Source organism: Streptacidiphilus sp. P02-A3a (genome assembly GCF_014084105.1).
In the GTDB taxonomy this organism is placed as follows: domain Bacteria; phylum Actinomycetota; class Actinomycetes; order Streptomycetales; family Streptomycetaceae; genus Streptacidiphilus.
Genome location: NZ_CP048289.1, coordinates 2208867 through 2229622, shown reverse-complemented (window position 1 = coordinate 2229622; position 20756 = coordinate 2208867). Strand labels below are relative to the sequence as shown.

The 20756-nt window shown below is 70.9% G+C and carries 21 protein-coding genes and 1 riboswitch; of the genes, 11 read left to right on the top strand and 10 right to left on the bottom strand.

Annotation, left to right across the window (positions count from 1 at the left end; translation table 11 throughout):
- Nucleotides 1–29: 29 nt before the first annotated feature.
- A complete protein-coding gene (locus GXP74_RS10000; RefSeq protein ID WP_182451137.1) occupies nt 30–320 on the bottom strand; it encodes a hypothetical protein in 291 nt (96 codons plus the stop codon).
- Between the two features lie 148 nt (nt 321–468).
- Between GXP74_RS10000 and GXP74_RS09995 the strand changes: the two genes are divergently transcribed.
- Together GXP74_RS09995 and GXP74_RS09990 are read left to right on the top strand one after the other, a co-directional pair.
- Nucleotides 469–1251, top strand: coding sequence for a rhomboid family intramembrane serine protease (locus tag GXP74_RS09995; protein ID WP_182451136.1), 783 nt, complete (start codon nt 469–471; stop codon nt 1249–1251).
- The gene (locus GXP74_RS09990) at nt 1248–1526 is read left to right on the top strand and encodes an Lrp/AsnC family transcriptional regulator (RefSeq protein ID WP_182451135.1); all 279 of its coding nucleotides are present in this window, start codon (nt 1248–1250) and stop codon (nt 1524–1526) included. Before GXP74_RS09995 ends, GXP74_RS09990 begins: the two co-directional genes overlap by 4 nt.
- Nucleotides 1527–1557: 31 nt before the next feature.
- Here GXP74_RS09990 and GXP74_RS09985 read toward each other — a convergent pair whose 3' ends face one another.
- The 3 genes from GXP74_RS09985 to GXP74_RS09975 all read right to left on the bottom strand — a co-directional run bounded on the left by GXP74_RS09985 (nt 1558) and on the right by GXP74_RS09975 (nt 4789).
- Entirely contained in the window at nt 1558–2952 is a 1395-nt protein-coding gene (locus GXP74_RS09985; RefSeq protein ID WP_182451134.1) for an aminotransferase class V-fold PLP-dependent enzyme, read from the bottom strand.
- A 53-nt stretch (nt 2953–3005) separates the two neighbouring features.
- Nucleotides 3006–3141, bottom strand: a riboswitch (SAM riboswitch).
- 72 nt (nt 3142–3213) lie between these two features.
- Nucleotides 3214–4287, bottom strand: coding sequence for an anthranilate phosphoribosyltransferase (trpD, locus tag GXP74_RS09980; protein ID WP_182451133.1), 1074 nt, complete (start codon nt 4285–4287; stop codon nt 3214–3216).
- Between the two features lie 79 nt (nt 4288–4366).
- A complete protein-coding gene (locus tag GXP74_RS09975) occupies nt 4367–4789 on the bottom strand; it encodes a response regulator transcription factor (RefSeq protein WP_182451132.1) in 423 nt (140 codons plus the stop codon).
- 288 nt (nt 4790–5077) lie between these two features.
- Here GXP74_RS09975 and GXP74_RS09970 point away from each other — a divergent pair, with 288 nt between their 5' ends.
- From GXP74_RS09970 to GXP74_RS09950, 5 genes are all read left to right on the top strand, one after another.
- Nucleotides 5078–5698 carry a heme-copper oxidase subunit III gene (locus tag GXP74_RS09970; RefSeq protein WP_182451131.1) on the top strand — a complete coding sequence of 207 codons (621 nt, stop codon included), beginning with the start codon at nt 5078–5080 and terminating at the stop codon, nt 5696–5698.
- Between the two features lie 106 nt (nt 5699–5804).
- Nucleotides 5805–6608 (top strand): c-type cytochrome, encoded by an 804-nt coding sequence (locus GXP74_RS09965; RefSeq protein ID WP_182451130.1) that lies wholly within the window; start codon nt 5805–5807, stop codon nt 6606–6608.
- Nucleotides 6605–7693: a ubiquinol-cytochrome c reductase iron-sulfur subunit gene (locus GXP74_RS09960; protein WP_182451129.1), complete on the top strand. Its 1089-nt coding sequence runs from the start codon at nt 6605–6607 to the stop codon at nt 7691–7693. The genes GXP74_RS09965 and GXP74_RS09960 overlap by 4 nt, the downstream gene beginning before the upstream one ends.
- Nucleotides 7690–9357 carry a cytochrome bc complex cytochrome b subunit gene (locus tag GXP74_RS09955; protein ID WP_182451128.1) on the top strand — a complete coding sequence of 556 codons (1668 nt, stop codon included), beginning with the start codon at nt 7690–7692 and terminating at the stop codon, nt 9355–9357. The genes GXP74_RS09960 and GXP74_RS09955 overlap by 4 nt, the downstream gene beginning before the upstream one ends.
- Nucleotides 9358–9487: 130 nt before the next feature.
- A complete protein-coding gene (locus GXP74_RS09950) occupies nt 9488–10834 on the top strand; it encodes an MFS transporter (RefSeq protein WP_182451127.1) in 1347 nt (448 codons plus the stop codon).
- A gap of 40 nt (nt 10835–10874) precedes the next feature.
- Here the strand turns inward: GXP74_RS09950 and GXP74_RS09945 are convergent, their stop codons facing one another.
- The 4 genes from GXP74_RS09945 to GXP74_RS09930 all read right to left on the bottom strand — a co-directional run bounded on the left by GXP74_RS09945 (nt 10875) and on the right by GXP74_RS09930 (nt 15334).
- Complete coding sequence (locus tag GXP74_RS09945) at nt 10875–12116, bottom strand: Ig-like domain-containing protein (RefSeq protein ID WP_182451126.1); 1242 nt, start codon at nt 12114–12116, stop codon at nt 10875–10877.
- A gap of 190 nt (nt 12117–12306) precedes the next feature.
- Nucleotides 12307–12705: a cytochrome c oxidase subunit 4 gene (locus GXP74_RS09940; protein WP_182451125.1), complete on the bottom strand. Its 399-nt coding sequence runs from the start codon at nt 12703–12705 to the stop codon at nt 12307–12309.
- Nucleotides 12702–14465: a cytochrome c oxidase subunit I gene (ctaD, locus tag GXP74_RS09935; protein WP_182451124.1), complete on the bottom strand. Its 1764-nt coding sequence runs from the start codon at nt 14463–14465 to the stop codon at nt 12702–12704. The genes GXP74_RS09940 and ctaD overlap by 4 nt, the downstream gene beginning before the upstream one ends.
- Nucleotides 14462–15334 (bottom strand): cytochrome c oxidase subunit II, encoded by an 873-nt coding sequence (locus GXP74_RS09930; RefSeq protein ID WP_182451123.1) that lies wholly within the window; start codon nt 15332–15334, stop codon nt 14462–14464. Before GXP74_RS09930 ends, ctaD begins: the two co-directional genes overlap by 4 nt.
- A 337-nt stretch (nt 15335–15671) precedes the next feature.
- Here GXP74_RS09930 and GXP74_RS09925 point away from each other — a divergent pair, with 337 nt between their 5' ends.
- Nucleotides 15672–17066: a cysteine desulfurase/sulfurtransferase TusA family protein gene (locus tag GXP74_RS09925; RefSeq protein WP_182451122.1), complete on the top strand. Its 1395-nt coding sequence runs from the start codon at nt 15672–15674 to the stop codon at nt 17064–17066.
- A gap of 20 nt (nt 17067–17086) precedes the next feature.
- On the opposite strand, the gene GXP74_RS09920 is transcribed toward GXP74_RS09925, so the two are convergent.
- The gene (locus GXP74_RS09920; RefSeq protein WP_182451121.1) at nt 17087–18073 is read right to left on the bottom strand and encodes a carbohydrate kinase family protein; all 987 of its coding nucleotides are present in this window, start codon (nt 18071–18073) and stop codon (nt 17087–17089) included.
- A gap of 179 nt (nt 18074–18252) precedes the next feature.
- Between GXP74_RS09920 and GXP74_RS09915 the strand changes: the two genes are divergently transcribed.
- Both GXP74_RS09915 and GXP74_RS09910 read left to right on the top strand, forming a co-directional pair.
- Nucleotides 18253–18498 (top strand): hypothetical protein, encoded by a 246-nt coding sequence (locus tag GXP74_RS09915; protein WP_225447832.1) that lies wholly within the window; start codon nt 18253–18255, stop codon nt 18496–18498.
- An 86-nt stretch (nt 18499–18584) separates the two neighbouring features.
- Nucleotides 18585–19223 (top strand): hypothetical protein, encoded by a 639-nt coding sequence (locus GXP74_RS09910; RefSeq protein WP_182451119.1) that lies wholly within the window; start codon nt 18585–18587, stop codon nt 19221–19223.
- Nucleotides 19224–19328: 105 nt separating this feature from the next.
- Here the strand turns inward: GXP74_RS09910 and GXP74_RS09905 are convergent, their stop codons facing one another.
- Nucleotides 19329–19682 (bottom strand): iron-sulfur cluster assembly accessory protein, encoded by a 354-nt coding sequence (locus GXP74_RS09905; protein ID WP_182451118.1) that lies wholly within the window; start codon nt 19680–19682, stop codon nt 19329–19331.
- 149 nt (nt 19683–19831) lie between these two features.
- Between GXP74_RS09905 and GXP74_RS09900 the strand changes: the two genes are divergently transcribed.
- Nucleotides 19832–20749, top strand: a complete 918-nt coding sequence (locus tag GXP74_RS09900; protein WP_225448588.1) for a GNAT family N-acetyltransferase — start codon at nt 19832–19834, stop codon at nt 20747–20749.
- The last annotated feature ends 7 nt before the right edge of the window (nt 20750–20756 follow it).

The window sequence follows — 20756 nt, the reverse complement described above, 5'->3', positions numbered from 1 at the left end:
GTCACTCCGCCACAGCTCGAAGCCCAGGGTTACCCCGCGGACCCGCCCGCCTCCGCGGCCCGCGCGGCCTGCGCCGCCGCCTCCGCCTCCGCGCCGGGCCGGTCCACCAGCTCCACCTGGTCCACCGCGCCGCACCAGCGGCAGGAGACCGACTCGACGCTCTCGCTCAGCACCTGGCGCTCCTCGACCCGGGGCTCCCCCGCCAGGTCCAGGTGGACGAACTCGACCACCCGCGAGGAGCGGGTCACGTCGAAGCGGGTCAGGTTGCCGCACAGGGTGCAGCGCCAGCGGGTCCCCTCGGTGGGCAGGGGGACGGTCATGGGGTGTCCTCTCGGTACGCGGAGCAACCGGGCATCCCGGATGCGGCTACCCGAGAACCCTATGGCCTACCCGTCGTACCAGGGCACTGTCCCCCACACGTCCCAGCCCAGCGATGTCGTTTTTGTCCGGTCAAGGAATGCTTGGTACATGGTGACCCCGGTACGTGCCGCGAGCCCGCTCCGCTTCCTGCCGGTGCTGACCTGCCTGCCGGTGGTGACCTACCTGCTGATCGGACTGAACACGGTGGTGTTCCTGGTCGGCCCCGCCTCCGGGCTCGACCCGCTGTACGCGGGCGGCGCGCACCACGCGGCGGTGGAGCAGGCGTACTTCCTGCGCTGGGGCGTCGTCCCCCGGGAGCTGCTGGACAACCGGGCCGGGCCGGGCGAGTTCCCCGGGGTCCCGGCGCTGTCGGTGCTCAGCGCCATGTTCGTGCACGCGAGCTGGGTGCACCTGCTGGGCAACATGGTGTTCCTGTACGTCTTCGGCGCGATGGTCGAGCAGCGCCTGGGACGGCTGCCCTACCTCCTCTTCTATGTGGCCGTCGGCTACCTGGCGACGTACGGCTACGCGCTGACCGAGTGGCGCGGCGCGGGCGGCGGGCAGGCGCTGGTGGGGGCGTCCGGGGCGATCGCCGGGGTGCTCGGGGCGTACCTGCGGCTGTACCCCCGGGCCCGGGTGACCAGCGTGGTCCCGATGCTGCTGTTCCTGCCGCTGCGCTTCCCGGCCTGGATCGTGCTCGGCCTGTGGTTCGTGATCCAGGCGGTGTCGGTCCGGGACAGCTCCGCCGCCGCACCCGACGTGGCCTACGCGGCCCACCTGATCGGCTTCACCGGCGGCTTCCTCTTCGCCTGGCTGCTCTACTGCCGGGGACGCGGGCCCGGCTACGCTGGCCCGAGCGTCCGACCACCCTCCCAGGAGACAACCCAGTGATCACCGCGATCGTGCTCATCAAGGCCAGTGTCAACCGGATCCCCGAGATCGCCGAGACGATCGCCGCGCTGAACGGCGTCAGCGAGGTGTACTCGGTCACCGGCACCTACGACCTGGTGGCGCTGGTCCGGGTGAAGGAGCACGAGGAGCTGGCCGACGTCATCCCCGGCCAGGTCAACAAGGTGCCCGGGGTGGAGGCGACGGAGACCCACATCGCCTTCCGCACGTACTCCCGGCACGACCTGGACGCGGCCTTCGCCATCGGCCTGGACTAGCCCCCCGACCGACCCGCCGGGCGGCGGCGCGTCAGCGCCGGGTGTCCGGCACGCAGCGGCCGCCCTCGGTGCGGTAGGCCCACTGCGCGCCCTGGGTGACCAGCTCGCGCACGGCCGCGACGAAGCGGTCCACGTGCTCGTCCGGGGTGCCCGCGCCGAAGCTCACCCGGATCGCGTTCAGGCTGCGCTCCCCCGGCAGCGAGGCCTCGGGCGCGCCGCACTCGGAGGGCTCGCTCTGCTCGCCGCCGAGCAGCGTCCGCACCAGCGGGTGCGCGCAGAACAGGCCGTCGCGGACACCGATGCCGTACTCGGCGGAGAGCGCGGCGGAGAAGTGCGAGCTGTTCCAGCCGCGCACCACGAAGGAGAGCACGCCCACCCGCGGGTGGTCCTCGCCGAACAGGGTCAGCACCCGGACCTCGGGGATCGCGGCCAGGCCGGCCCGCAGCCGGGCGATCAGCTGCCGCTCGCGGGCCACCAGCGAGTCGAAGCCCGCCTCCCGCAGCGCCCGGCAGGCCGAGGCGATGGCGTAGGCGCCGATCACGTTCGGCGATCCGGCCTCGTGCCGGGCCGGGCCCCGGTGCCACTCGACGGCGACCGAGCCGTCCGCCTCCCTGGCCACGGTGCGGCTGGCGCCGCCGCCCGCCAGGTAGGGCTCGGCGGCGTCCAGCCAGTCGCCGCGCCCGGCGAGCACGCCCGCGCCGAAGGGGGCGTAGAGCTTGTGGCCGGAGAAGGCGACCCAGTCGACGTCCAGCTCCCGCACCGAGACCGGGTGGTGCGGCGCGAGCTGGGCGGCGTCCAGCACGATCCGCGCGCCGTGCCGGTGCGCGGTCTCGGCCAGCTCCCGGACCGGCCAGATCTCCCCGGTGACGTTGGAGGCGCCGGTGACGCAGACCAGCTTGGGGCCCTGCCCGCTCTCGGCCAGCGCGGCCTCCAGCGCGGCCACCGCCTGCTCCGGGGAGCGCGGCGCGCGCAGGTAGTGGACGTCCAGGCCGCGTCCGCGCCAGGGCAGCAGCGAGGCGTGGTGCTCGGTCTCGAAGGCGTACACCCGGGTGTCCGCGGGCACCGCTCCGGCCAGCAGGTTCAGCGAGTCGGTGGTGGCCCGGGTGAACACCACCTGGTCGTCCTCGCGCAGGTCGAGGAAGTCGGCGACGGTGGCCCGGCTCTGCTCGAACAGGTCGGTGGACAGCTGCGAGAGGTAGCCGGCGCCCCGGTGCACGCTGCCGTAGTAGGGGGCGTAGGCGGCGACGTCGTCCCAGACCCGCTGCAACGCGGGGGCGCTGGCGGCGTAGTCGAGCGCGGCGTAGACCACCTTCTCGCCGCTGACCAGCGGGACCTCGACCTCGCGCCCGAGCACGGCCAACGGCTGGCAGGGGGCGTCGTCGAGGGTCTGCGCGGCGGCGTCGGCGGTGTTCGGGTACGAGGACATGACTACCCCTCCAGGGCATCCAGTGGATCCCTGGCATACGCCGAACATGAGGGGATCCGCGCTTGCCCTGCGGCGGGTCACCCCAGGGCCCGGTCGTCACCTGGAAGCACCCCGCCACGGACGGAGGGTTGCCGGACAGCTAGCCAGGGCCGATGCGGTGGTCACCACCGCGTGCTGTCACTCGTGACCTGTCCCTGAGTATGCCAGAGGGCCCGTCCGCCGGGCGAACCCCGTCCGCCATCCGAGACGCCAACGCCCGGCTCAACCCGCCTGGGTGGCCGCCGACCAGCGCGCCAGCACCCGCTCCGCCGCGCCCGAGTCGATCGACTCGGCGGTCTGCTTCATCGCCGCCCGCAGCTGCTCGACCAGCGGCGCGTCGGTCTGGTCCAGCGCGACCAGCGCCGAGGCGGAGTTGAGCAGCACCGCGTCCCGGACCGGCCCGTGCTCGCCCGCCAGCACCCGGCGGGCCACCCCCGCGTTGTGGTCGGCGTCGCCGCCGCGCAGCGCCTCGATCCCGACGTAGTCGATGCCGACGTCGTGCGGGTCGAAGGTGACCCGCTCGACCGCGCCGTCCCGCACCTGCCAGACCGTGGAGGTACCGGTCACCGTCAACTCGTCGAGGCCGTCATCCCCCCGGAACACCAGTGCGGAGGAACCCCGCTCGGCGAGCACCCCGGCCAGCAGTCCGGCCATCCGGGTGTCGAAGCAGCCGACCGCGTTGGCGCCGACCCGGGCCGGGTTGGTGAGCGGGCCCAGCAGGTTGAAGAAGGTGGGCACGCCCAGCTCCGCCCGGGCCGAGCCGACGTGCCGCATCGCCGGGTGGAACACCGGCGCCGGGCAGTAGCTGATGCCCACCTCGGCGGCGACCTCGGCGACCCGCTGCGGTGTCAGCTTCAGGTTGATCCCCAGCTGCTCCAGCACGTCGGTGGCCCCGCTCGCGGAGGAGGCGGCCCGGTTGCCGTGCTTGACCACCCGGGCGCCCGCACCGGCCGCGACGATCGCCGACATGGTGGAGATGTTCACGGTCTTCGCCCGGTCGCCGCCGGTGCCGACGATGTCGACCGCGCGCCCCGGCACCTCGATCACCGTGGCGTGCGCGTACATGGCGTCGACCAGGCCGACCATCTCCGCCACGGTCTCGCCCTTGGCCCGCATCGCCACGGCGAACCCGGCCATCTGCGCCGCGGTGGCCTCGCCGCTCATCATCCGGTCCATCGCCCAGGCGGTGTCCGCCGAGCTGAGGTCGGAACCGGCGATCAGCGGCCCGAGGACGTCCGGCCAGGAACGGGCCCGCACACGGTCGACTCCGCCGTCCGCAGGATGCGCGTTCACCATGGCCGTGGCCTCTCACTCGTCTCGCATATATGGGGAGAGGCCAAGCCTAGCGACTGGGGTGCCCGGTGATACCGGGATCTCAGCCGACGAGATGCCGGTGATCGGTACGCAGCAGCGCGCTCGCGGTCTCGGCCAGCGCGGCCGGGTCGACCGGGGCGGCGATGGCGGCGTCCGCGCGGCTCCAGACCGCGAGCCAGGAGTCCTGCGGGCGGCCGATCAGCACCAGCACCGGCGGGCAGCCGTAGATCTCGTCCTTGAGCTGGCGGCACAGGCCCATCCCGCCGACCGGGGTGGCCTCGCCGTCCAGCACCAGCAGGTCGAGCCGGCGGGTGCCCTTGGCGTGCGCGTCCAGGGCCTTGACCACCGCGGGCGACGTGGCGCACTCCAGGTACCGCAGTTCGTCCAGGTCGGCGGCGGGGCGGCGGCCGAGCGCGAGCCTGACCTGCTCGCGGGTGTTGCGGTCGTCGCTGTAGACAAGAACGTTCAGTGCCATCGTCCGCATCCCCCTGGGGTGTGATCGGGACCACTTCGGCGTCTGGCCGGATGCTACTCCGCTATCTGACGCCCCAACAGCACGCCGGACCGCTCAGCCCCGGTCCTCAGCCGTCCGGCTGCCCGGGGTTCACCATTTCGGGCGACCCACCGGCCTGTCGCGGCAAGGCCCGAAGCGGCCCGCACCCCCCGCCGTTCGGGCTACCTGCCTGGTCGCCGGTCCACCGGAGGGTACGTCACAAGGCGGACACACCGAGGTACACCCCCCGAGGTGAGGGCGGAATAAGGGACCGACATAATGTCGGTCGTGGCGACAGCAACTGCAGTAGAAACCGGGCACGCACACGGATCGGTCAGCCGGCCGAACCTCACCAGCGTCGGAACCATCGTCTGGCTGGCATCCGAGCTGATGTTCTTCGCGGCCCTCTTCGCGATGTACTTCACTCTCCGTTCCGTTACCGGGACGGCCTACTGGCACTCCCAGAACCATGTTCTGGACGTGCCCTTCGCTTCGGTGAACACCACGGTCCTGGTGCTCTCCTCGTTCACCTGCCAGATGGGTGTCTTCGCTGCCGAGCGCGGCGACGTGAAGAAGCTCCGGGCCTGGTTCATCACGACCTTCATCATGGGCGCGGTGTTCATCGGCGGTCAGATCTACGAGTACACAGACCTGGTCAAATCGCACGGGATCTCCCTGTCCTCCTCCCCCTTCGGCTCGGTGTTCTACCTGACCACCGGCTTCCACGGCATGCACGTGACGGGCGGTCTGATCGCCTTCCTGCTGGTCCTCGCGCGTACGTACGCCGCCAAGCGGTTCACGCACGAGCAGGCCACTGCGGCGATCGTCGTGTCCTACTACTGGCACTTCGTCGACGTGGTCTGGATCGGCCTCTTCGCGACCATCTATCTGATCAAGTAGACAGGGTCGGACCGTCCCCTCGGCCAACCGCCGGGCGGTCCCCACAGACCGACCTGACGGTCAACCAGACTCCAGACGCTCCTGATCCTCACACCGGGGTTAATCCGTGAAAAAGCTCTCCGCACGACGGCGCCACCCGCTGGCAGCGCTCGTCGTCCTACTCTTTGCGCTGGCGACCACCGGGGGGCTGTACGCCGCGTTCGCGCCGACCAGCAGTGCGCAGGCCGACACCAGCCAGTCCCTGGCCATCGAACAGGGCAAGAAGCTGTTCCAGGTCGGCTGCTCCAGCTGCCACGGTCTCAGCGGCCAAGGCACCAAGGACGGCCCGACCCTGGTGGGCGTCGGTAGTGCCGCCGTCGACTTCCAGGTCGGCACCGGCCGGATGCCGGCCCAGCAGCCCGGCCCGCAGATCCCCTCCAAGAAGGTGATCTACAGCCAGGCGGAGATCGACCAGCTCGCGGCCTACGTGGCCACCCTCGGCCCCGGTCCCTCCGTCCCCACGTCGAGCCAGTACGCCCCGGGGAACGTCGCCTCGGGCGGGGAGCTGTTCCGCACCAACTGCGCGCAGTGCCACAACTTCGCGGGCTCCGGCGGCGCGCTCTCCGAGGGCAAGTACGCGCCCCCGCTGCAGGGCGTGAGCGCCAAGCACATCTACGAGGCCATGCTGACCGGGCCGCAGAACATGCCGTCCTTCCCGGACAGCACCATGCCCCAGCAGCAGAAGCAGGACATCATCGCCTTCGTCCAACACACGACGGACCAGGCGAAGAACCCCAACTACGGGGGTCTCACCCTGGGCTCCCTCGGTCCGGTGACCGAGGGCCTCTTCGGCTGGATCTTCGCGCTGGGCGCCCTGATCGGCATCGCCATCTGGATCGCCGCCCGCACCCCCAAGGCCAAGAAGTCATGACGAGCCAGGACAACATGTCTGAAGAACACCTGCCGGAGGCCACTGGGCCCCACGGCGGAGCAGTCGCCGTGCACGACGACCCCTTCGCCGACCCGGGGCTGCCGCCCCACGAGCACCGCCGCACCGACATCGACGAGCGCGCCGCCCGTCGGGCCGAGCGCCAGGTCGCTACCTGGTTCGTGCTGTCGATGCTGGCGACGATCGGCTTCATCGCCTCGTACGTCGGCATCAAGCCGTCGAACGGCGACGGCACCACGGGCGTCATCTTCATCTTCCCGATCGGTCACGTCAGCGCGCTGAACTTCGCGCTCGGCACCACCCTCGGCGTCTCCCTGTTCGCCATCGGCGCGGGCGCGGTCCACTGGGCCCGCACGCTGATGTCGGACGAGGAGCACATCGCCGAGCGGCACCCGATCGAGTCGACCCCCGAGGTCCGCGCGCAGGTCTTCGCCGACTTCCGCCAGGGTGCGGCCGAGAGCGGCTTCGGCCGCCGCAAGCTGATCCGCAACACGATGATCGGCGCCATGGCGATGGTCCCGTTGTCGGCGATCATCCTGTTCCGCGACCTCGGGCCGCTGCCGCAGAAGGATCTCGACACCACCGACTGGGCGGCCGGCAAGCTGCTCATGAACATGAACACGAACACCCCGCTGAAGCCCTCGGACATCCAGGTCGGCTCGCTGACCTTCGCGATGCCGCCCGGCCTCAACCCGGACAACCCGGACGTCGACCCGACGTTCCAGGAGGTCATCGCCAAGGCCGCGCTGATGATCGTCCGGATGCAGCCCTCCGACATCAAGGACGCGAAGTCGGCGTCCTGGGGCTACGAGGGCGTGCTGGCCTTCTCGAAGATCTGCACCCACGTCGGCTGCCCGATCAGCCTCTACGAGCAGCAGACGCACCACGTCCTCTGCCCGTGCCACCAGTCGACCTTCGACCTCTCCGACGGCGGTCGTGTGATCTTCGGCCCGGCCGGGCACCCCCTGCCGCAGCTTCGGATCTCGGTCAACGCCGACGGCTACCTCGAAGCCCTGGGCGACTTCAGCAAGCCCGTCGGACCCGGCTTCTGGGAGCGCAGCGCATGAGCATCCACACACCGGCCGCCGACGGCCACGAGGATCTGACCGGCCACAGCGAGTCCGGGGTCGAACAGGCCCACCTCGGCGAGAAGGCAGCGGACTGGGCCGACGGCCGACTGGGCATCTACGGCCTGGCCAAGTCCAACCTGCGCAAGATCTTCCCGGACCACTGGTCCTTCATGCTCGGTGAGATCTGCCTCTACAGCTTCATCATCATCATCCTGACCGGCGTCTACCTGACGCTGTTCTTCCAGCCCAGCATGGCCGACGTCGTCTACCACGGCCCGTACACGCCGCTGGACGGCATCTCGATGTCGCAGGCGTACGAGTCGACGCTGAACATCAGCTTCCAGGTGCGCGGCGGCCTGCTGATCCGGCAGATCCACCACTGGGCGGCCATCGTCTTCGTGGCGGCCATGCTGGTCCACATGATGCGCGTGTTCTTCACCGGCGCGTTCCGCAAGCCCCGTGAGATCAACTGGCTCTTCGGGTTCCTGCTGCTGTTCCTCGGCATGTTCGACGGCTTCATGGGCTACTCCCTCCCGGACGACCTGCTGTCCGGTACGGGTATCCGCTTCATGGAGGGCGCGATCCTGTCGATGCCGATCGTGGGCACCTACCTGTCGTTCTTCCTGTACGGCGGCGAGTTCCCGGGCAACGACATCATCCCGCGCTTCTTCACCATCCACGTGCTGCTGATCCCGGGCATCATGCTGGGCCTGCTGGTGGCCCACCTGATCCTGGTCTTCTACCACAAGCACACCCAGTTCGCGGGCCCCGGCCGGACCGAGAAGAACGTCGTCGGCATGCCGCTGATGCCGGTCTACATGGCCAAGGCCGGTGGCTTCTTCTTCCTGGTGTTCGGCGTCATCGCCTTCGTCTCGGCGATCGTCTCGGTCAACCCGATCTGGGCGTACGGTCCGTACCGCCCCGACCAGGTGTCCACCGACGCCCAGCCGGACTGGTACATGGGCTTCTCCGAGGGCCTGATCCGGATCATGCCGGGCTGGGAGATCCACCTCTGGGGCCACACCCTGGAGTTGGGCGTCTTCATCCCGCTGATGGTCTTCGGCGGCGTGATGATGGTCATCGCGGCCTACCCCTTCCTGGAGGGCTGGGTCACCGGCGACAAGCGCGAGCACCACATCCTGGACCGCCCGCGCAACGCCCCGATCCGCACCGCCTTCGGTGTGGCCTGGATCGCCGAGTACCTGATCCTGCTGGTCGCGGGTGGCAACGACCTGTTCGCCACGCACTTCCACCTGTCGATCGACACGATCACCTGGACCTGCCGGATCCTCTTCTTCGTCGGCCCGGTCATCGCCTTCACGGTGACCAAGCGCTGGTGCCTCGGCCTTCAGCGCGCGGACCGCGACAAGCTGCTGCACGGTCGCGAGACCGGCACCATCAAGCGCCTGCCGCACGGTGAGTTCATCGAGGTGCACGAGCAGCTGCCGCCGGAGGAGCGCTTCCGGCTCACCGCGCACGAGCAGTACCTCCCGGTCGAGCTCCCGGCCGAGGTGGACGAGAACGGCGTCAAGCGCAAGGTGAAGGCCCTCTCCAAGGTCCGGGCGAAGCTGTCCCAGGGCTACTTCGGCGAGGCCGCCCAGATCCCCAAGCCGACCGTCGAAGAGCACCAGGAGGTCACGGCGGGCCACGGCCACCACTGACCCCCACGCCACACGCCACACGCCGCAGGGCCCGTCCGATCCGGACGGGCCCTGCGGCCTTTCCGCCGCCGTCGCGCAGCCCTCGGCGAACAATTGCCACCCCTGCCAGTGGTGTTGCTAGGTTTCCGCCATGGACGACGAGAGCACGGGCACGGCGGCGGTGGACAGCGGCGGGACAGCCGGGCTGGGCGGACGCTTCGCCCGACTGTGGGCGGCGAGCACCACCTCGGCCCTGGGCAGCGGGCTGGCCACGATCGCCACCCCGCTGCTGATCGCCTCCCGCACCAGCGACCCGCTGCTGGTCTCCGGCGCCGCCGCGGTGGCCTGGCTGCCCTGGCTGCTGTTCGCACTGCCCGGCGGGGTGCTGGTGGACCGGGTGGACCGGCGGCGGCTGATGCTCACCGTGGACTGGGTCCGGGTGGTCGCCATGGGCGTACTGGCGGTGGCCGTGCTGACCGGCCGGGCCACCACCACGCTGCTCTACCTGGTGCTCTTCGCGATCAACACCGGTGAGATCGTCTTCCGTTCGGCCAGCCAGGCGATGGTCCCGGCGGTAGTGCCCCGGGCCCGGCTGGAACGCGCCAACGGCTGGCTGATCGGCGGCACCACGCTGATGCAGCAGATGGTCGCCGGGCCGCTCGGCGGCTTCCTGTTCGTGGTGGCGGCGAGCATCCCGTACTTCGTCAACGCGGGCACCTACGCGGTCAGCGCGATCCTGATCGGCCTGGTCACTGGCGTCTACCGGGCCGCCCCGCGGCCGGGCTCAGCGGCGGCCGTCCGGGAGCGGCGCTCGGTGCGCGCGGAGATATCCGAGGGCTTCCGCTGGCTGGTCCGGCAGCGGCTGCTGCGCACCATGGCGGTGCTGATCGGGCTGCTGAACGTGACGCTGACGGCGGCCACCGCCGTCCTGGTGCTGGTCGCCAGGGAGCGGCTGCACCTCGGCTCGGTGGGCTACGGCCTGCTGTTCACCAGCATGGCGGTCGGCGGGGTGCTCGGCTCGGTGGTGGGCGACCGGCTGATCAGCAGGGTCACCGCGACCTGGACGATCCGGGTCGGGCTGCTGGTCGAGGCGGGGCTGCACCTGGCCCTGGCGGCCTCCCACAGCGCGTACCTGATCGGGTTCGCGCTGTTCGCCTTCGGCGTGCACGGCTCGCTGTGGAGCATCGTCGCCGGTTCGCTGCGGCAGCGGCTGACGCCACCGCACCTGTTGGGCCGGGTGGGCAGCACCAACCTGTTCATCGCGGCCGGCGGCAACTGCGTGGGCGCGCTGCTGGGCGGGGTGGTGGCGGCCCGGTTCGGGCTGACCGCGCCGTACTGGGTGGGCTTCGTGGTCGCGCTCCTGGTCTCCGCCGCGACCTGGCGGGTGTTCGACCGGGCCACCGTCGCCCAGGCCTACCGGCAGCAGCCCGATCCGGCCGCCCACGCCGAACCCGCCGCCGCGTCCGGCGGCGGAACAGCCGGAGCCACGACCAGCTGAGGGTCCGGGGGCCGCTGGTTGCCCGCCACCGGGCTCCGGGTCAGCTGTGCGGGCGGATCAGCCCGGCCTGGGTGGCGCCGCCGCTGGTGGGCACCGGGGCGGTCCGCACCACCCGGTGCAGCGCGCTCCCCTGCTGCCAGGCGCTCCAGGAGAGGTTCCAGTCGCCGAAGCCGTTGCCGAAGGGCTCCATGTCGTGGCCGCGGCTGTTGACCACCCGGACCAGGTCGCCCCGGCGGAAGGTGTCGTAGAACCACTCGGCGTTGGCGGTGCTCATCCCGGTGCAGCCGTGGCTGACGTTGGCCACCCCCTGCGAGCCCACCGACCAGGGCGCGGCGTGCACGTACTCGCCGCTCCAGGTCACCCGGGTGTCCCAGCGGACGTGCAGGTGGAACGAGTTGGAGCTGCCCGGGGCGATCCCGATGGTGCTGGAGTCCATCAGCACCTCGGGCTCCTGCTCCAGCACCACCTTGATGCCGTTGCGGGTGTCGAAGCCGGGTTTGCCGGTGGTCACCGGGATGCTGTTGATCTCCTGCCCGTTGCGGTAGACCGTCATGTAGTCGCTGTCCGCGTCGGTCAGCGCCAGCAGCTTGTCGCCGGTGCTGAAGGCGATCCGGCCGGCCGCGCCGCCGTAGAGGTCCCCCTGGATGTGGCGCCCGCTGAGGTCGTAGGCGACGGTGACCGAGGCGTGGGTGGGCCAGTAGTCCTCGGGCCGGAAGTGCAGGGTCTTGTCGTCCACCCAGTACCAGGCCCCGCGCACGCTGGGGGTGGAGTCCACGGTCAGCCCGGCCTCCACCAGCCGCCGGGCGGCGGGGTCGTGCACCGGCTGGCTCAGGGCCACCGCGACCGGCTCGCCGACGCCGTAGACGGCGTGGTCGCCGGGGGTCAGCTCGGCGGTGAGCAGCCGTCCCGCGGCGGCGGTGGCGAACTGGCGCTCGGTGGTGCCGCGCCCGCCGTCGCCGTTGTCGGCGCTCACCCGGACGGTGTAGTGCTGGCCCGGGGCGAGCTCGCCGGTGGAGTGCCAGCTGCGGTCGTCGGCGGAGATGCTGCCCGGGAGCAGCCGTCCGTCGGCGGTGCTGACGGTGACGTCGGTGAGCTTGCCGTGCACCGCGCTGACCACGACCGGGGCCTGCGGATCCACCGTGCCCTTGGTGCCCACCTGCGGGCTGACACTGACCAGTTTGGCGGTGTCCAGGCTGGTCAGCCGGGTCGAGCCCGCGCCACAGCCGCACAGAGCCAGTGGGGCGAGCAGCACCGCGACCGCGACGCCAGTACGTGCCCTCATGCTGTGGTCCCTTCCAGATGCCGCGCCGGTTCTCGATGCACTGTCACATTCTAGAATTTATCGGACATAGCACACAGCCTGTGCCACCCGAACGAGCGAACGAGCGGGGCAGTCGGACCTGGGAACGCCACAGGGGCCGGGCACCGTGTGGAACGGTGCCCGGCCCCTGCCGGTCGTGCTCAGTACCGCGTCACTGCGTCTGGTTCTCGCCCCGGTAGTACTCGAAGACCCATCCGAAGAGGGCGATCAGCACGATCGGGACGGAGAAGTAGAGCAGCCACCAGCCGAAGATGACGCCCATGAAGGCCATGGCGCCACCGATGCCGAGGGACAGCGGCTGCCAGCTGTGCGGGCTGAAGAAGCCCATCACACCGGCGTCGTCGGAGACCTCGGCCTTGGGGTTGTCACCGGCTCCGGTGTCCACCCGCTTGGCGGTGAACAGCAGGTAGAAGGCGATGAACGAACCCAGGCCGAAGGCCAGGAACAAGCAGGTGGTGCCGGTCGGGTCGTGCGACCACAGGCCGTACCAGATGGCGATGCCCAGGACGAAGACGGCGAAGCCGGCGAAGATCTTGCCTTGTTCCCTCATCGGTCACCCGCCTCCGTCTCCTCAGCAGCCGACTTGGCTTCGAGCGCGGCGAGCAGGTGCGGGGGCACCTCGCCGTGGTTCTCCAGGTAGTCCTGCGCCGCGATCTCCGGGTGGTGCAGGTCGAACGCCGGGGACTCGGAGCGGATGCGCGGGAGGGTGAGGAAGTTGTGCCGCGGCGGCGGGCAGGAGGTCGCCCACTCCAGCGAACGGCCGTAGCCCCACGGGTCGTCCACCTCGACCTTCTTGCCGTACTTGGCGGTCTTCCAGACGTTGTAGAGGAACGGCAGGATTGACAGGCCGAGCAGGAAGGAGCCGATGGTGGAGATGGTGTTCAGGGTGGTGAAGCCGTCGCTGGGCAGGTAGGTCGCGTAACGACGCGGCATGCCCTCGGCGCCCAGCCAGTGCTGCACCAGGAAGGTGGTGTGGAAGCCGATGAACAGCGTCCAGAAGGTGACCTTGCCGAGACGCTCGTCGAGCATCTTGCCGGTCATCTTCGGCCACCAGAAGTGGAAGCCGGCGAACATCGCGAACACGACGGTGCCGAACACCACGTAGTGGAAGTGCGCCACCACGAAGTAGGAGTCCGAGACGTGGAAGTCGATCGGCGGGGAGGCCAGCAGCACGCCGGTCAGACCACCGAAGACGAAGGTCACCAGGAAGCCGACGGTCCACAGCATCGGGGTCTCGAAGCTCAGCGAGCCCCGCCACATGGTGCCGATCCAGTTGAAGAACTTGACGCCGGTCGGAACCGCGATCAGGAACGTCATGAAGGAGAAGAACGGCAGCAGGACCGCGCCGGTGACGTACATGTGGTGGGCCCACACGGTCACGGACAGACCGGCGATGGCGATGGTCGCCGCGATCAGGCTCTGGTAGCCGAACATCGGCTTGCGCGAGAAGACCGGCACGACTTCGGAGATGATGCCGAAGAACGGCAGGGCGATGATGTACACCTCTGGGTGTCCGAAGAACCAGAAGAGGTGTTGCCAGAGGATGGCGCCACCGTTCGCCGGGTCGAAGACGTGCGCCCCGAACTTTCTGTCCGCTTCCAGTGCCAGCAGCGCGGCCGCGAGCACCGGGAAGGCGAGGAGCACCAGAACGGCGGTCAGCAGCACGTTCCAGACGAAGATCGGCATCCGGAACATGGTCATGCCGGGGGCGCGCATGCACAGGATGGTGGTGATGAAGTTCACCGAGCCGAGGATCGTACCGAAGCCGGACAGCGCCAGACCCATGATCCACATGTCGGCACCGACGCCCGGCGAGCGGACCGCGTCCGACAGCGGGGAGTAGGCGAACCAGCCGAAGTCGGCCGCACCCTGCGGGGTGAGGAAGCCGCCCACAGCGATCAGCGAACCGAACAGGTACAGCCAGTACGCGAACATGTTCAGCCGGGGGAACGCCACGTCGGGCGCGCCGATCTGCAGCGGCATGATCCAGTTCGTGAACCCGGCGAAGAGCGGGGTGGCGAACATCAGCAGCATGATCGTGCCGTGCATCGTGAACGCCTGGTTGAACTGCTCGTTCGTCAGGACCTGGCCGTTGGGCTGCGCGAGCTGGGCGCGCATGGTGAGCGCGAGCACACCACCGATCAGGAAGAACGCGAACGACGTCACCAGATAGAGGGTGCCGATCGTCTTGTGGTCAGTGGTGGTCATCCACTTGATGATCTGGGTGCCGGACCTGCGCTCTAGCGCGGGCTTCCGGCCCACCGCAGCGGTACCACCGCTGAGGCCCTGGGGTTCGTTGAGGATCGTCATTTCGCGTTGTTCACTCCCGTGGTCGTGATACCCGAGGGCACCGCGCCGCTCTGGCCCAACGCACGCAGGGCTGCGATGTGGGCTTCGTACTGCGCCGGGGTGACGACCTTGACGTTGAAGAGCATCTGCGAGTGGTCGACACCGCAGAGCTCGGTGCACTTGCCGGCGAAGGTGCCCAGCTGGGTGGGTGTCACCTCGAACTTGTTCACGACACCGGGGATGACGTCCATCTTCATGAGGAAGTCGACCGGCCAGAAGCCGTGGATAACGTCGCGCGAGGTCAGCTCGAACTCGACCGACTGACCCTGCGGCAGCCAGAGCGTCGGCAGCTGCCCCGGGGAGCCGATGTCGTAGGCGCCGGGGCCGTTGTCGGTGGCCGTGCTCGACTGCTCCTGCGGATTGACCGAGTGCTCGTAGTTGAACGCCCAGCTCCACTGGAAGCCGACCACGTTGATCACATGCTGCGGCTTGTCGATCTTCAGCAGGTTCGACTCGTCGCGCGCGGTGTAGAAGAAGAACACCGACACCATGATCAGCGGGACGATGGTGAACAGCGCTTCAAGCGGCATGTTGTAGCGGAACTGCGGCGGTACCTCGACCTTGGTGCGGCTGCGCCGGTGGAAGATCACGCTCCACAGGATCAGACCCCAGACAAGGGCACCGACGGCCAGCGCCGCGATCCACGAGCTCTGCCAGAGGAAGAGGACGGTCTTGCCCTGCTGGTCGCGCGGAGTGGGCAGGCCGAGCCGAGGCAGTTGCGAGGATGAGCAGCCGGTGGCGGTGGCAAGGACGAGGCCCAGCGTCAGCGCTGAAAGCAGCTTCCGCCGCATCGAGCGCCGCGGCGAGCGGTCGGAGCCGTTGGGACTCACGTAGCGCCTTCCCGAAGTCTCGCCCGCTCACGCGCCAGCGGGACTGTGGGGCCCGATGGCCCGGTCTGCGGGCAGGGTTTGGATGTTTATGCGGGCCAAACCCTACTCCAGGCGTATCGGAGCTTCGCGGGCAGGTCCGGCTAACGCGCCGAAGCCGCCCCCGGATGGCCCCCGGACGGGTGGAATCGCTGGTCAGATGGGTTACTGAACGACGGCTACCGGTCAGTTGGGCAGCCTGTGGAAGCGGTTCGACTGACACACCATAAGTCACCCAAACGATCACTGGCCGAGGTGCCCCCTGACGCGCCGCCAGACCCCCGGTGGGTAACGTGGGAAGGTGCCGTACTTCGACGCCGCCTCGACCGCGCCGCTCCATCCGCTCGCCCGGCAGGCGCTGCTGTCCGCGCTCGACGAGGGCTGGGCCGACCCGGCCCGGCTGTACCGGGACGCGCGCCGGGCCCGGATGCTGCTGGACGCGGCCCGGGAGACCGTGGCCGCCGAACTCGGCGCCCGGCCGGACGAGGTGGTGTTCACCGCCTCCGGCACCCAGGCCAACCAGCTCGCGGTGCTGGGCGCACTCGCCGGGAATCACCGGAAAGGACGCCGCTTCGTACATTCGGCCGTAGAACACTCGTCCGTCCTCCATGCGGCGGAGCAGCACGAGGCGGCCGGCGGCAGTGCCCACGGCGTCCCGGTGGACGCCCTCGGCCGGGTCGACCCGGAGCGCTTCGCCGCCGAGCTGCTGCCGGGCACCGCGCTGGCCGCGTTGCAGTCGGCCAACCACGAGGTGGGGACGGTCCAGCCGGTGGCCGAGGTGGCCGAGCGGTGCGCGGCGGCGGGGGTGCCGCTGCTGGTGGACGCCGCGCAGTCGGCCGGGCGGCTGCCGCCGCCGGAGGGCTGGTCGCTGCTGACCGCCTCGGCGCACAAGTGGGGCGGACCGGCCGGGGTGGGCGTACTGGCGGTGCGCAAGGGCGTCCGCTACCGCTCGCCGCTGCCCGCCGACGACCGGGAGTCCGGGCGGGTGCCGGGCTTCGTCAACGTCCCGGGGGCGATCGCGGCGGCGGTGTCCCTGCGGGCGGTCCGGCAGCAGGCGGCGCGGCTGAACCCGGTGCAGCACGCCAGGATCGACCGGCTGCGCGCCGAACTCCCGGCGCTGGTGCCGGATCTGGCGGTGCTCGGGGATCCGCTGCGGCGGCTGCCGCACCTGCTGACCTTCTCCTGCCTGTACGTGGACGGCGAGGCGCTGCTGGGCGAGCTGGACCGGGCGGGCTTCGCGGTCTCCTCCGGCTCCTCCTGCACCTCCAGCACGCTGACGCCGAGCCACGTGCTGGCCGCGATGGGCGCGCTGACCGAGGGCAACGTCCGGGTCTCGCTGCCGGACGACTGCGCCGACGCCGACCTGGAGCGGTTCCTGGAGGTGCTGCCGGGGGCGGTGGCGGCGGTCCGGGCGCAGCTGGAACCGGCCGCCCCGGCCGCCCCGGCGGCGGACCGGGGCCCACTGGTGCTGGACACGCTGGGGCGGCGCTGCCCGATCCCGGTGATCGAGCTGGCGAAGCACTTCGCCGAGGTGCCGGTGGGCGGCCTGGTCGCGGTGCTCTCCGACGACGAGGCCGCCCGGCTGGACATCCCGGCCTGGTGCGAGATGCGCGGCCAGCGGTACCAGGGCGAGCAGCCGTCGGAGCGCTACGGCTCCGACGGCGGGACGGCGTACCTGGTCCGCCGGTTGAGCTAGGGCCTGGTGGGCGGGGCGGCTCAGGCGGCGACGTCGGCCAGGTGCGGCTCGATCTCGGCGGCGGCCTCGGCCCCGAAGGCCTCGGCGAAGCGCTCCAGGAAGTGGCCGCCGCGCAGCTCGTACTCCTGGGTGCCCAGGGTCTCGATGACCAGGGTCGCCAGCATCGAGCCGAGCTGCGCGGCCCGCTCCAGCTCCAGGCCCCAGGTGAGGCCCGCCAGGAAGCCCGCGCGGAAGGCGTCGCCGACCCCGGTCGGGTCGACCTTGGCGGTCTCGGCGGCGCAGCCGACGAACACCGGCTGCTCGCCCTTGCGGTCGATCCGGGCGCCCTTGGCGCCGAGGGTGGTGATCCGGACGCCGACCCGGTTCAGCACCTCCTCGTCGGACCAGCCGGTCTTGGTCTCGATCAGCGCCCGCTCGTACTCGTTGGAGAACAGGTAGGCGGCGCCGTCGACCAGCGTGCGGATGTCCTCGCCCTCCAGCCGGGCCAGCTGCTGCGATGGGTCGGCGGCGAAGGGGTAGCCGCGCTCACGGCACTCCTCGGTGTGCCGGAGCATCGCCTCCGGGTCGTCCGCGCTGATCAGCACCAGGTCCAGGCCGCCGACCCGCTCGGCGACCGGACGCAGCTCGATGTTGCGGGCCTCGCTCATCGCCCCGGTGTAGAAGGAGGCGATCTGGTTGTGCTCGGCGTCGGTGGTGCAGACGAAGCGGGCGGTGTGCCGGGTCTCCGAGATCAGCACCGACTCGGTGTCCACCCGGTGCCGGTCCAGCCACGAGCGGTACTCGGCGAAGTCCGTCCCGGCCGCGCCGACCAGCACCGGCGAGAGACCGAGCACGCCCATGCCGAAGCAGATGTTGGGACCGACCCCGCCACGCCGGACGTCCAGCGTGTCGACCAGGAAGGACAGCGACACGGTGTGCAACTGCTCGGCGACCAGCTGCTCGGTGAAACGGCCGGGAAAAGTCATGAGGTGGTCGGTGGCGATCGAACCTGTGACAGCGATGCGCACGAAAGTGCTCCCAGACGATGGGCAGACAGCGGACCGACCCACGGTACCGGCTGTCCGAGGCCGGTCACCACAGTGCCCCCGGCCAGTTACCCAGAGGTAGGACTGGAACAGTCGGACGTCCGGATCTAGGGTCGGAAGCAGGGTGCACCACCCTGCCACCCCAGCATCGGAGCACACGCATGATGCCCAGGAACACCCCCCGGCACATCCCGTCCCACCTGCGCGGCGACGCCGGTCCGGACACGCTCGCGGCACTGGTCGCGGACGGGCGGCGGATGGGCCGCTTCTGGCCGAGCGCGGTCGCCCAGCCCGCCGCCGCGCCGCAGGCCGGGGCCGGGGCCCGCGAGCCCCGACGGGAGCCCGGCTTCCGGGTGACCGCCGACTCGGCCGCGCTGCTCGGGGCGTGGCTGGACCGCGAGGGCTGACCGCCTCCGGCGGCCGGGCGGAACCGAATCCGCAACCTCCACGTCCCATCCTCGTTCAACCAGGGACAGCACCAGGAGGCGAAACTGTGGAGATCGACTTCGACGCGCCGAAGCAGCAGCCGAAGCACCTGCCGAAGCGGCACCGGACGACCACCGGGCGCCTGGTCACGCTGGCCGCCGTGGCGGCGCTGACCGTGGGCGGGGCGGCGGCCTGCGCCTCGACCACGGCGTCGGCCAAACCGTCCAGCACCTCCGCCGGCGCGAACACGACGCCGAGCAGCAGCGGCAGCCCCAGCATCCAACCGGGCGGGCCGATCATCCGGGTGCCCTCGCCGTCGGCCACCGGCTCGCCCTCGGGGGCGTCCGGCGGCTCCGCCACGGCGACCCCGACGCCGGGCGGGCAGGCCGTCAAGGGCACCGGCTACAGCAGCGACGGCGACGAGCTGACGGTGTACTTCTACGCGGGCATCTGCGACAAGTACGGCCTGCGGGCGGACCAGTCCACCCCCGGGGAGGTGCTGGTCTCCGTCGTGGTCACCCAGCCCGAGAAGTCGGGCACGGCCTGCCCGATGCTGGTGCGCCAGCAGCAGCTGAGCACCGACCTGGGCGCACCGCTGGACGGCCGCCGGGTGGTCGACAGCGGCACCGGCCAGAACCTGCCGCAGCTGGACGCGCCCACCGGCACCAAGTACTACTCCCCCGGCCCGACCAAGATCGGCGGCTGAGACCCGGTCGGCGGCCCGACCGGCGGCCCGCTCGGTGGCCGGGAACGCCTCGGGCCCCCGCCCGGCCTGGGATCAGGCGGTGGCGGGGGCCCGGAAGGGCGGGGCTCAGCTGAACGAGTCGCCGCAGGCGCAGGAGCCGGTGGCGTTCGGGTTGTCGATGGTGAAGCCCTGCTTCTCGATGGTGTCGACGAAGTCGATGGTGGCGCCGCCGAGGTAGGGGGCGCTCATCCGGTCGGTGACGACGCTCACGCCACCGAAGTCCTTGCGCACGTCGCCGTCGAGCGAACGCTCGTCGAAGAACAGCTGGTAGCGCAGGCCGGAGCAGCCACCGGGCTGCACCGCGACCCGCAGCGCCAGGTCGTCCCGGCCCTCCTGCTCCAGCAGGCTGCGGACCTTGTCGGCGGCGGCACCGCTGAGGAGGATCCCGCTCTCGACGTTGGTCTCGTCCTGGACGGTCATCTGTGTACTCCCGGGTTGTGACGACTTACTGCTACCAGCGGCAAACCCGCCGCGCCCCCGGAGTATTCCGGGGAAGGTCCCTTCGCCTCCATGCTCGCACACGCCGTCCGCGACGACCACGGGCTCTCGCCCCGGGCACTGGGCGAAACCTGTGGCAACGCCCCCGCCGGGCGGCCAGACTTGGGGCCATGCTGCTTCGACCGGTCCGCGACTCGGCGTCCGACGCCCGCGCCGTGCGGGAGATCTCGGCCGCCGCCTTCGCGGCCATGGAGGAGTCCCTGGGGGGCGTGGCGGCGCCGTGGACCCCGGCCCGGATCGCCGCCGCCGAGGCCAAGAACAGGTACCTGGCGGCGACCGATCCCGGCGGCTGCTGGATCGCCGAGGACGGCGGCGAACCGGTCGGCACGGCGCTGGCGCTGCGGCGGGAGGGGCTGTGGGGGCTGTCGCTGTTCGCCGTGCTGCCCGCCGCCCAGGGCAGGGGCATCGGCAGGCTGCTGCTGGACCACGCCGTCGCCTACGGCCGGGGCTGCCTGCGCGGCATCATCGTCGCCTCACCCGACCCGCGCGCGGCCCGGCGCTACCACGCGGCCGGTTTCCAGCTGCATCCGACGATGGTGTTCGCCGGCCAGGTGGACCGGGCCGCGCTGCCCGCCGCCGACGGCATCCCGGTGCACCTCGGCGCCGCCTCGCACCAGCCGCTGCTGGACTCGGTGGACCGGCGGGTACGCGGCGGCGCCCACGGCAGCGACCACGAGCAGCTGCTGCGCGGCGGCGACGAGCTGCTGGTTGTGGACACCCTGGCGGGCAGCGGCTACTGCTACCGGCGCGAGGGCCGGATCGTGCTGCTGGCCGCCACCTCCCGGCGGCTGGCCGCCCGGCTGCTGACCGAGGCGCTGCTGCGGATCCCGGTGGGCACCGCGGCCACCGTCTCCAACGCCACCGCCGAGCAGGACTGGGCGGTGGAGGTCTGCCTGGCGGCGGGTCTGGCCGTGCGCACCCGCGGCTACCTCGCGCTGCGCGGCATGCGCCCCCCGGCGCCGTACCTGCCCTCCGGCGGGTACCTGTAGCGCCGCC